Consider the following 10,475-nt stretch of genomic DNA (forward strand, 5'->3'; position numbering starts at 1 on the left):
AATGAGTGGCTTTTTTATTGCCTGTCCTTTCCTTCTTACCTTTCCTTATCGATCTTTAAACCATGCAGGATTTCAATGCGTGGTTACAAAGCGGCCAAAATTATGATGTTGGTTTAGCCTTATATGCAAAGCATGGGCAGAGTGATTTTTTGAAGAAATTATTCGCCGATGGACCAACGCCATTTAATAAATCAAAGTTGGTGGCAGAGTTATCGAAACTCGCCCCAACTCCACCTGCCATTCCGGAAATACTTAAAATACCGGTAACGGAATTATCGGAATCCAAAGCGGAACAATCGGAATTAGCGGAATTTGAAGCTAAAAAGCAAAACGCCGAAAACCACAAATACTATCTGGCTTTCCAGGAAGATAATAAAACCCTATACCGGCAAATCGAACGGAATATGTTTATGCTCGATGCATCTATTGAGCAACCAATTCTTTTGACTACTGCAAAAAACATACTTCACCTGCATAAAAAGATTAAGGATAATTATCGGATGATAGATCATTTTGATGAAGTCGGTTACTTCCCTTTCCAAAAAACAAAAGTTTTGCTTACCGATGAAGCGCAACTGATTTACCAAAGTTTGAGCAAAGCCCGCAAACGCCTGGCATCAGGTATCTGTAAGGATGCAGTAAAAACCAAAAAATTGATTGAAAGTAAATTGGCAAGGCTTGCCGAAATAAACGGAAAGGCTGCAGATGAATAATATTCCGATGCTGGCAAATCTAATCCGTCCACGTGATATCCAGGTGGAGGATAAGTTTGATAAAATATTGAAAGCTTATCTGGATGGTAAAATCGATCAGCTGCCCAAAGATTTGCAGGATTCGCTCACCAGATGGGAAATGATCAACGGGATGTTGCGCCAGGGTGAAAAAATAAAAAAGGGGAAGGTTAAATATTACCGTCCTTATAATTATGGCACTTTGGCAAAGTTCATTACTGCAACTTATAATGTGTCTATCCGCACTGCTTACGATGATATCAAGTCAACAAAACGTTTTTATGCTATCGAAGAAACTAAAGATGACAACGATTTTGCCAAAGGATTATTTCTGGAAAAATTAGAGGAACGAAGCGCTTACTGTCATGCAAAAGGCGACTTTAAATCAGCAGCTGCTTTCGATAAAATGATAATGACTATCCGCAAATGGGATAAAGAACCAGAAGCCGATTTGCCGAAATATGCAGAACTCCAATTGCCAACGCTAATTTTGGTTGCTGATCCTTCAGAACTTGGCTTTCCTAAAATCGAAAACCCCGATCAGGCCGTCGCTCGAATTCTTGCCAAACGAAAAAAAGGGAAGATTGATAATATTTTTGCCAGTGCCGAAGCTGTTGAACTTTTAAATATTGATGATGAGCGAACAGAAGATTTGGCTGAATAAACCGCAAAAACTTTCCCGCTTGATTATGGCCACCGAAGAATACGGTGTTTGGGGCAGGGCAACAGGTAAAACAGATGAACCGATTGCGAATCGATCTTCACATGGTGCTAACCAGATGCCCCGCGGAACAACAGGAGTGATTGCCCAAACTTACATGCAGTTATTGGATCGTACACTTCCACCGCTTTTCAAAGCGTGGGAAAGGTTTGGATATCGGCATGGCGTTCACTATTGGGTTCGCCAGCGACCGCCTGCGAAACTCAAAATTGATGATCCGATTTACAAGGCTTTAGATCCATCACATTACATCTATTGGTATAATGGTCATGTTTTTTATTTAATCAGTCAGGATCGGCAGGGTTTAGCAAATGCGAAATCACTTGATGCAATTTTGGCCGATGAGGTCAAGTTTTTAAACTTTGATCAATACCTGGACGAAGTGGTGCCTGCCAATCGTGGAAACGATAACATTTTCGGTCACATGTGGGAACATCACATGGTTACGATGTATACAGATATGCCAACCCAACAAAAAGCACGTTGGATTTTGGAGAAAGCCCAGCAAGTGGATATGGAAACTATTGGCACTGTTATCAATCTGCAAATAGAGTACAATAAAATGTTGGCTGAATACGAACTACCAAGAACAACTACGCCACGAAAAAATTATTTATACCGAAAACTTTGCAATTATTATCTGGCACTCAATGAACTTAAAATGGGCGTCGAAACGGAAGATGGTGACCGTTCCGGATTGCTTTGGTATAGTGAAGCCAACACCTTGGAAAATATTCAAATATTAGGTGAACGTAAATTCAATCAATGGATAAGGGAATTAAAAGAACAGGTGTTTGATACCTCCATAATGAACCTTAAAAACCTGATGGTTGAAGATGGTTTCTTTCATCTGTTCGATAGTCAATACCACTGTTATCAATCCTATGATTATAATTATGTTGATACGCTTGGCCTTTATCTTCCAAATGGTGTCGAAAAGGATTGCCGCAAAGATGGTGATGTGATCAAAAACAAACCACTCGATATCGCATTGGATTATAACGATGCCATCAAGTCGTTGGTAGTTGGGCAGGATAGTATTAAACATTACCGAGTGCTCAACTCAATGTTTGTATTGCGTAAGGATAGCAAGGTCTTGCGTGACCTGATTGATGACTTCTGTAAGTATTACCAGTATCATCCATGCAAAGAAGTACATTTCTACTATGACAACACGGCGACCGGCGGTAATGCTGCACGTATCGAAAGCTTTGCCGATGATGTTAAGATGTTATTGCGTGAGAAAGGATGGACGGTTCACTCACGCCATATTGGTTTGCAACCAAAGCAACACATTCGTTATAAGCTATGGGAGATCGTATTTGCCGAAAAGGATAAGCGTTTCAAGCCTGTTCGCTTCAATGCGGATAATGCAGAGCAGTTGGTAGCATCAATTCAACAAACGGGCGTTGTTCAAACCGGTGAGTTCTTTGCCAAAGATAAACGTCCGGAGCGGCAGAAGAAGGTTGCACCGGAGGATGCTCCTCACCTTGGTGATGCTTTCGAAACGTTGTACATCGGCAGGTTCAAGGAGGAATATGGCTACAACGACGCCATTAGCGACCTTATCATTGTGTGATGCCCTCGCTCGATCTTTTTTTACCTAAAACTCAGCCAGATTTTTTTTGACGTGCCGCCGGGGCCCCAATCATATATCAGAAGCGTCGTCGTCAACCTTTCCCTCAGGGATAGGGCGTGGCGTGGTCAATCGTGCGACAGCGTAGTTGAATTCGTTAATTTTTTGAGTTTACACCTTGATTACCAAAAATTTAATGGAAATCTCGCTGCAAAGAAATGTGTTAAAAAACCTTGCATTCTTTCCCTGTCCTTTCGTGCGCCCGCGTGTATGCGGATTTTTGGAGCATGGATATGATACGCGTTCCCGACATGCTGGCTCAAATGAATGAGTGGGAGAAATCGGGCGAACGTGTGCCGTTTTCGATTGAGTTTGTAACCTGTGATTTAAAACAGGGTACTGGTGGCGAAAAGATCAAACTGGATCAAGCTGTTTTAGTGGGTTCATCGAAAAGCAAAAGCGAACAGCGTAACCCAAACCATTTCGAAAACTATACCAGGAACATCAGGGCTAAAGATGGCGATTACATCATGAAGCTACATGTATTACTAATTACCCGCTTCAACGGGATGAGCATAATTTTATGAAGGATAACATCACGTTTGTTGACAAAGATATCGCGGTTTTAAGTGATCATAGGCTAATTGTTGCAATGGAATCTGAACCCGTTGCCGCACTTTCATCATCTCCGCGACCAAAGGAGGAATCGGGAACGAATGGCGTAGCGTTCTGGGGTGATGATAATTTATTTCCTCAAAACCTACTGAAAGAAGCGGAAGCTGATACTGAATTATCACCCTTGTTAGATTGGAAAGGGCGGGTATTGCAGGGCAAAGAAATTATTGCAGTTAATATGGTTTGGAATGAAATCAAAAAAGATTTCGATGTGGTGAGGATAAATGATGAAGAAATTAATTCTTTCTTAAGTAATATCCGAACTAAACGTTACTGGCGTGAAGCATGTGTGGATTTTACCTGGTTTCAAAACATCTTTCCTGATCTGATTAAAAATAAAGGATTAGATAAGATAGTGTCGATTGGCACTCATGATGCCGCGTGGTGTAGGTGGGGTTTGATGGATAAAAAAGGCAATATCACAGAATGCTTTGTTTCGGCCCAATGGGAAGACAGCCCGAAGCCAACTGAAAAAGAGAAAGTTGATACCCATCCGGTGATTGATCCCTATGATGCCGATGTAATCGAAAAGCTATTAACTGATAAAAAAATTAAACGCTTTGTTTATCCGGTGAACTATCCTTCACCTGGTAAAGCTTACTATCCTTTAGCTGCATGGACCAGCTTTGTTTTTTCTGCATGGTTTAAAATCAAAAAGAAAATCCCAACATGGAAGCTGAAATTCATGGAAAGGGTTCTTTCAGCTAATAAATTCTTAAACATCCCGCTTAGTTATTGGCCTTCTGTTCATAAAGATTGGCACAAACTGACTACCGAGCAACAGGCCGAAATCAAAAAGGCGAAAGTGATGCAGATCAACGAGCAGTTGAGCGGGGAAAACGGAGTGGGCAAAACTATACTTAGTGAGGTTGGACTAGATGAAAACAATAAAGAATTGCCATCATTCAAAATCGTTCCGATAGAAAGCGGCTTCAAAGATGGTGAGCACCTCGAAGATAGTCAGGAAGCAAGCCAACACTTAAACCGGGCGTTAAATGTCGATCCTACTTTGGTGGGTAGTGGACCAGGCAGAGGAAACGATGCTGGAAGTGGTTCTGATAAAAGAGTTGCCTTCAATATTTACACCGCAATTCTTCAACCACACCGTGAAGTTATTCTGGAGCCTTTATACTTCATCGCCCAGTTCAACAAATGGACGGACAAATATAAAAACCTCCGCTTCATAGTCAAGGAAGTTGATCTGCAAACGCTTGATCAAGGCAACACATCAATCGAAAAGAATCCAGTTACACCCGTTAAAACCACCGAATCATGAAGTGCTATTTAATTTCATTGGGCATCGGCCTTAATATGTTTTTCACCGAATACAAAAAGATGGTTTGCGGCGAAGAAGTGGAAACACACAAGAACTGGTCTGGTGGAGATTTCGCATATAAAACTTATGCAATAAAAAAAAGAGGAGATAAGTAAAATGGCACTATTTGATACTATTGATGAGCTCAAAAAGCACAACAGCGCTTTACAGGCTAACTTAGAACTTGGGAACCTTCAATCATTTATTGATGATGCCATCACTCAAAAGCTTATTCCAGCAATCGGATTCGATCAGTACAATGATTTCTTGGCTGTAAAAGAAGGAAACGCGAAGCAAAAATTTGCGCTTCAGCTGGCCCAAAAAGCAGTAACTGGTTTCACTATTTACAACTATTCAGACAATGGATCAGTGCAGATTAACGGTGCTGGAATACTGGTCCCATATTCTGAAAAAATGCGACCGGCATCAGATAAAAAGTTGATGCAGTTGCGCAAATCAAACATAAAAGCAGCTTTTGCAGCGCTTGAATTACTGGTTTCCTTTCTGGAAGATAACAAAATCGACTTCCCTATTTATGCGGTAAGCGAAGAGCGAAAAGAAAACCGATCACTGTTGATCAACACCAGTGCCGAATTTCAGAAAGCAGGCGTTCAGATTGGCAACGATGCTCAATTATATCAAACCTTACGGGTTTTCCAAGCAAATGCAGAAGAAACCTACATCATTCCAAACTTAACAGAATCGTTAGCCGCAAGTTTGAAGGCCAAAATGTTAAGCAATAGCTTAACTGATATCGAAAAGGAACTGCTTAAAAAAGTGCATAAGGCACTAGCGCCTTATACAATGATTGAAGCGGTTCCATACCTCCTGCTCAATATCGATTCAAATGGTGTTTTTGAATTGAGTGAAACCGTTGGTGGTGTATCTGGAAACGTTGAAAACCGAAATCCTGCAACAGAAAGGGCAATTTCGAGAGTGTTGAACGGCTACTGCATGAAAGCCGAACAGCATCTGGAAACGCTTCGTAAATTTATGAAGGCCAATGCGGAAGCTTTGAGTTATACGGTGCCGACTGCAGTCCTTTACAACGATGATCCAAACAGCAATATTTACGTTTTATTATGAGAAACATTCTATACATCATCTTCCACTGTACCGGTGCCAATCCAAAGCAAACAGTAGAATCAATTAAAAATTATTGGAAAATGCCCGAGCCGAAAGGTAAAGGATGGAAGCAAGTAGGCTACCATCACCTAGTTGATTTTTATGGTATTGATCACCAGTTGGCAACAGATGACAAAATCACCAATGGTGTAGCGGGATTCAACTCCAACGCAATCCACATCAGCTATATCGGCGGTGAAAACTGGAAAGATACCAGGACTGCAGAACAGAAAGCAACGCTGGAAAGATTATTAAGGCAATACCACGCTAAATATCCAAAAGCTAAAATAAGAGGCCACCGGGATTTTAGCCCTGATAAAAATGGTGATGGTAAAATAGATCCATCTGAATATATGAAGTTCTGCCCGGCATTTGAGGTAAGTACATGGGTTAAAGGATTAGGACTGTAAAAAAGAATGGCAACAATAGATGAAAGCTTGCAGAAAATTCCACTTAAGGATATTGCAAAAACTCCGTTCGCCTATGCGCTGTATGTAGTTACCATGGTTTTGCTTGGTGTAATCGGAGGTCAAAGGCTGGATTCTATCACAGACAAAGCCGACTGGGGACGCGAAAGAACTGAACTACAGGAACAGGTTAAAACGGAAAGGAAAGAAAAGGATGAGGTTTTTAAGGCGTACCTGGTTGAAAGAGGCGTAAATCAACAAATTCAGAAAACAGTGGACAGCACCGCTATCCAGAAATATAAAACGAAATGAAAAATTTAGGATTTAAAATCGCTTTAGGTGCAGCCATAATTATTATTGCTGGCCTTTGCTATAAATTGTTCCTGGTAAAACCTCATCAAACTTTGGTTACCAATCCCCGATCAGAAATCATTGATAAGATTCAAACCGATGCCAAGCTAATCGCCCAAACGGTTGATGTCAAAGGATTTTCAAAAGCCGTATTTGAACGTAAAGCCTCAATAATTGGAAACGGAGACATTACAGGTTTACCTGTAAGTAAGTCGGTTTTGGATAGTTTGCGCCTCGATAATATGGACAAAACCAAAAAGCTTCAACAGGCTTCCGCAATTAATGCATCACTTAGTGCAAAAGCGCTTCATGCTGAAAAGAAAACGGACAGCCTTTTAAAAGAACATTATATCTATACCGATGATTATTTAACGGCAATGTTCACGCCTGATAGTTCTGGTGGAAAGTTTGATGTGAACTATAAGCTTTCCTTAATCCGTCACGACTACAAAAAGCGAAAGAATTTCTTTTCTCCATATCGCCAATACACCGATATTTTAAGCCCGGACAAAAGAATTTTGATTGATAATATGCAATCGCTTACCATCGAATCACCAAAAACTAAGCGCTTTGGCATAGGTGTTCAGGCTGGATATTATTTTAATCCAGCCACACAACAATTTAATCCATCTTTTGGGATTGGCATTTCCTACAACTTATTGAGTTTCTAATGAACATAATCCAGATCGAAAACAAAAGCTACACATGCCCCGACAAATGGACGGAAATGGAAGCGTGGCAATTATTGATTTGGATGAAGATCATTTCCCGAAACATCGAGCGTACCCACGCTTTCGCATTTGCGGTCATGCTCTTTTATAAAATCAAAAAGCGGACGTTTTTCAAACTCAATGCCGCTCAACAGGTACAGCTAAAAAACACACTTCAATTTTTGGCAGAAGGTAACAAGCTTTTTAAATGGGTTATTCCGATCGTGAAGCCTTTTTTCTGGATAAAACATTTCGGCCCATCCGATCGGTTGGCTACCAGCACCATTCAGGAGTTTCGATTTGCCGAAACTTATTACCTGGCTTTCCAGAAAACGCAAAACCAAGCTTTTATTGACCAGCTTATTGCCGCACTCTACCGTGAAAAAGGGTTCAACAACTTGAAGATGGATTGTAGAGTGCAGATTTCGCAACTGTTGATCAACACCACTGCCGGAAAGATGAAACGATTGGATAAGGCTACCAGAGCAGCCATTGTTTTCAATTACGAAGGTTGCCGTGAATACATCTTCCATAAATATCCAACCATCTTTAAAAAGTCTGTTAACCAAACAAAATCGAATTCACTTCCCGATCTCGAAGGAATTATAAAAACTGTTGCCGGTGGCAAGTTCGGAACGTTCCGCGAAACGGAAGATACCTCATTATATATTTTCCTTGATCACCTGGCTGATGAAATCGAAGCAGCCGAAAAAGCAAACCGAAAATGACAGAGCAGGAATACAGATCGCATTTCGAAAACCTTGCTGAAAAGCACCGTTTGATTTTGCACAGCGACACCAACAAAGCATTTTTCTACATCGAAAGCGTTGATGAACTGAATGAGTTTGATGAAGCTTTGAACTTGATGAAAAGCAATGTGTGTATGTTGATCGTTGCCAGTAGTGGGGAGTTTGGCGACAATAACAGCGAAAGCCATGTTGATGAGCAAAATTGTGAAATCTATATTCTGATGCGCAAAAAATCTTCGCAAAGGGTGAGCGATCTTTATTCAGCAACAAAAGAAATTCTGAAAGATTGCCTGGCTCGAACCAAACGCGACTTAAGGGCAAACCCAAATCCGCATAAACATTTCCGATTTAACAACATTCCATATCAAAAGGTGGGACCAATGAATGATGACTGGTATGGCTATATAGCAACCGTTACATTCACCTGTCCTTTTGGCTACAACGTAAATTCAGGAACTTGGACAGATAAATAAGCACAATAAATGTCCGTTATCCTGTTAAATGCACCTTCTGTAATTTCGTTCAGCGGCGATTATATCAATGCCGAGTTTGAGTGTACGGGCTTTTTACAGCAGATAGGCGTAAAGGCAGTTAATACGCTTTCCCTTGCCGATAACACGGCGCCAGGGGTAACCAAAACAATCAGGTACGGAAACAGAACCATTGTAATGGTGAGTGCTGCCGTTCCCGATGATAGTGGTATGCAATTCCTTGCCGGTTCGGGTGCCGCACTTCCCGGTGCTAATGTCGTAGAATATTTCAAGGCTAACCCCTATTTAAGTGCAGATTTCGATATCGATTTCTCTGGCTACAATATCGTGTTTACCGCAAAGGAAAAGGCTTTGGGTTTTAATTTTGTAACAGGCAATACCATAGCTGGTATTCCGGATAATCAGAAACCAAACTACACCGTTCTCTTTAAGCTCTATCTGGAAAACGCGGCGCATAATGGTTACGATCTTATTTTCACCACAAATCTGCAACTCCGTTTCGGCGATACTGCTAAGGCTATTGCTCAATTGAATGATAAGCTTTCGCAAAAGATCATTACCGATATGGACCGATTAGGTTTGGAAATCCCAACCACAATGGCTTTAGAATGTAAAACCACGTCACGAAAATATTATTTCGAATACGCCGAAAGCTTTGGCGTGCCTATACAGATTAAAAAATTACATCGATCATCTACCTATGTGGTTATTCAGGGTGGTTTAAGTTTTCAGGGTAAAGCGACGAAAACCGTAACAGGTTTAATTGCACCGACGGTAATCAGTTCTGATCGGTTTTTAAAACAGGGCAGCACCTCGCAGTTCACCCGTGAAGATCAGCCACAATTTTTATATTTCTTCAACACACGTTCATCAAAGGCAGATGTAAAACTTTACGTTTACCATTATTTCAGCGATAGCACAAACGGAGATACCGAACTTTATACACTAAATCTCGATCAGTACAAAAAGTTTGCTTTCAATGTTAGTCCAGGCAATGTTTACAATGGAAATAAAACACTGTTACGGTACGATGTTTGGTTGATCGATGCTGATGGAAACAGGATTTCTGAAAAGCAATTTTATCTTTTCGATCGAAAACCTCAAAATTTTCTTCGCTACTTTTTAAACTGGAGCAGCTGGGGTGCTATGGATTCGCGCTACTTTACAGGTAAAGCAACTCCAGGACTTGAATTTGATTACCAGAAGGCGAACCGCTTCCTAAAAAAAGGTTACCGCATTGCGGATGGAAACGCAAAGATATTTAGCAAAACCTCAAACAGAACCTTTTCTGCAAATACCGGCTTCAGCGATAAAGCCAATATGTTTTTTTGGGAAGATCTATTTCTTTCCCGTTTTGTTTTCCGCTACATCAATAATACGCTGCTTCCTGTTGAGATCACCACCAAAAGCATTGAGTTTTCACCAGATGGTGACTATCTATATTTTGTGGCTTTTGATTACAGCTATCTGTTCATTGATGATGCCTACACCGAAAGCGATGCTGCTGATCTTCCAATAATCGATTTTAATCCAAATACACCAAAACCATTGGTGCCGATCATTATTTATGCCGGTACACCTGCAAATCCATCAATTAATATAATCACTCAAACAATTTCTTAAT

General features: G+C 40.8%; 13 protein-coding genes. All 13 read left to right on the top strand.

The genetic code is table 11. The features are described from left to right. Nucleotides 1-62 precede the first annotated feature (62 nt). The 13 genes from OQZ33_RS04380 (at nucleotide 63) to OQZ33_RS04440 (ending at nucleotide 10,474) form a co-directional block, all read left to right on the top strand. Entirely contained in the window at nucleotides 63-713 is a 651-nt protein-coding gene (locus OQZ33_RS04380) for a hypothetical protein (protein ID WP_265797848.1), read from the top strand. Further along, a complete protein-coding gene (locus tag OQZ33_RS04385) occupies nucleotides 706-1,395 on the top strand; it encodes a hypothetical protein (protein WP_265797849.1) in 690 nt (229 codons plus the stop codon). Before OQZ33_RS04380 ends, OQZ33_RS04385 begins: the two co-directional genes overlap by 8 nt. Next, the gene (locus OQZ33_RS04390) at nucleotides 1,367-3,031 is read left to right on the top strand and encodes a hypothetical protein (protein ID WP_265797850.1); all 1,665 of its coding nucleotides are present in this window, start codon (nucleotides 1,367-1,369) and stop codon (nucleotides 3,029-3,031) included. The genes OQZ33_RS04385 and OQZ33_RS04390 overlap by 29 nt, the downstream gene beginning before the upstream one ends. A gap of 290 nt (nucleotides 3,032-3,321) precedes the next feature. After that, a complete protein-coding gene (locus OQZ33_RS04395) occupies nucleotides 3,322-3,615 on the top strand; it encodes a hypothetical protein (protein ID WP_265797851.1) in 294 nt (97 codons plus the stop codon). Next, on the top strand, nucleotides 3,612-4,979 hold the full coding sequence (locus OQZ33_RS04400) for a hypothetical protein (protein WP_265797852.1): 1,368 nt from the start codon (nucleotides 3,612-3,614) through the stop codon (nucleotides 4,977-4,979). The genes OQZ33_RS04395 and OQZ33_RS04400 overlap by 4 nt, the downstream gene beginning before the upstream one ends. After that, on the top strand, nucleotides 4,976-5,134 hold the full coding sequence (locus OQZ33_RS04405) for a hypothetical protein (RefSeq protein WP_265797853.1): 159 nt from the start codon (nucleotides 4,976-4,978) through the stop codon (nucleotides 5,132-5,134). Before OQZ33_RS04400 ends, OQZ33_RS04405 begins: the two co-directional genes overlap by 4 nt. A gap of 1 nt (nucleotide 5,135) precedes the next feature. Beyond that, nucleotides 5,136-6,104, top strand: a complete 969-nt coding sequence (locus OQZ33_RS04410; protein WP_265797854.1) for a DUF6712 family protein — start codon at nucleotides 5,136-5,138, stop codon at nucleotides 6,102-6,104. Next, nucleotides 6,101-6,553 (top strand): N-acetylmuramoyl-L-alanine amidase, encoded by a 453-nt coding sequence (locus OQZ33_RS04415; RefSeq protein ID WP_265797855.1) that lies wholly within the window; start codon nucleotides 6,101-6,103, stop codon nucleotides 6,551-6,553. Before OQZ33_RS04410 ends, OQZ33_RS04415 begins: the two co-directional genes overlap by 4 nt. 6 nt (nucleotides 6,554-6,559) lie before the next feature. Beyond that, complete coding sequence (locus OQZ33_RS04420; protein WP_265797856.1) at nucleotides 6,560-6,862, top strand: hypothetical protein; 303 nt, start codon at nucleotides 6,560-6,562, stop codon at nucleotides 6,860-6,862. Further along, on the top strand, nucleotides 6,859-7,572 hold the full coding sequence (locus OQZ33_RS04425; protein ID WP_265797857.1) for a DUF6808 domain-containing protein: 714 nt from the start codon (nucleotides 6,859-6,861) through the stop codon (nucleotides 7,570-7,572). The genes OQZ33_RS04420 and OQZ33_RS04425 overlap by 4 nt, the downstream gene beginning before the upstream one ends. Continuing rightward, a complete protein-coding gene (locus tag OQZ33_RS04430; RefSeq protein ID WP_265797858.1) occupies nucleotides 7,572-8,339 on the top strand; it encodes a hypothetical protein in 768 nt (255 codons plus the stop codon). Before OQZ33_RS04425 ends, OQZ33_RS04430 begins: the two co-directional genes overlap by 1 nt. Continuing rightward, nucleotides 8,336-8,833: a hypothetical protein gene (locus OQZ33_RS04435; RefSeq protein WP_265797859.1), complete on the top strand. Its 498-nt coding sequence runs from the start codon at nucleotides 8,336-8,338 to the stop codon at nucleotides 8,831-8,833. Before OQZ33_RS04430 ends, OQZ33_RS04435 begins: the two co-directional genes overlap by 4 nt. 9 nt (nucleotides 8,834-8,842) lie before the next feature. Continuing rightward, nucleotides 8,843-10,474, top strand: a complete 1,632-nt coding sequence (locus OQZ33_RS04440; protein WP_265797860.1) for a hypothetical protein — start codon at nucleotides 8,843-8,845, stop codon at nucleotides 10,472-10,474. Nucleotide 10,475: the final 1 nt, after the last annotated feature.

It is taken from the genome of Pedobacter sp. MC2016-05 (genome assembly GCF_026239735.1).
In the GTDB taxonomy this organism is placed as follows: domain Bacteria; phylum Bacteroidota; class Bacteroidia; order Sphingobacteriales; family Sphingobacteriaceae; genus Pedobacter.

Bases quoted from the DNA above. Each gene is read 5' to 3' on its own strand.
- OQZ33_RS04405 (WP_265797853.1), top strand. From the start codon at position 4,976: ATGAAGTGCTATTTAATTTCATTGGGCATCGGCCTTAATATGTTTTTC.
- OQZ33_RS04390 (WP_265797850.1), top strand. From the start codon at position 1,367: ATGAGCGAACAGAAGATTTGGCTGAATAAACCGCAAAAACTTTCCCGC.
- OQZ33_RS04430 (WP_265797858.1), top strand. From the start codon at position 7,572: ATGAACATAATCCAGATCGAAAACAAAAGCTACACATGCCCCGACAAA.
- OQZ33_RS04425 (WP_265797857.1), top strand. From the start codon at position 6,859: ATGAAAAATTTAGGATTTAAAATCGCTTTAGGTGCAGCCATAATTATT.
- OQZ33_RS04410 (WP_265797854.1), top strand. From the start codon at position 5,136: ATGGCACTATTTGATACTATTGATGAGCTCAAAAAGCACAACAGCGCT.
- OQZ33_RS04420 (WP_265797856.1), top strand. From the start codon at position 6,560: ATGGCAACAATAGATGAAAGCTTGCAGAAAATTCCACTTAAGGATATT.
- OQZ33_RS04400 (WP_265797852.1), top strand. From the start codon at position 3,612: ATGAAGGATAACATCACGTTTGTTGACAAAGATATCGCGGTTTTAAGT.
- OQZ33_RS04385 (WP_265797849.1), top strand. From the start codon at position 706: ATGAATAATATTCCGATGCTGGCAAATCTAATCCGTCCACGTGATATC.
- OQZ33_RS04440 (WP_265797860.1), top strand. From the start codon at position 8,843: ATGTCCGTTATCCTGTTAAATGCACCTTCTGTAATTTCGTTCAGCGGC.
- OQZ33_RS04415 (WP_265797855.1), top strand. From the start codon at position 6,101: ATGAGAAACATTCTATACATCATCTTCCACTGTACCGGTGCCAATCCA.
- OQZ33_RS04435 (WP_265797859.1), top strand. From the start codon at position 8,336: ATGACAGAGCAGGAATACAGATCGCATTTCGAAAACCTTGCTGAAAAG.
- OQZ33_RS04380 (WP_265797848.1), top strand. From the start codon at position 63: ATGCAGGATTTCAATGCGTGGTTACAAAGCGGCCAAAATTATGATGTT.
- OQZ33_RS04395 (WP_265797851.1), top strand. From the start codon at position 3,322: ATGATACGCGTTCCCGACATGCTGGCTCAAATGAATGAGTGGGAGAAA.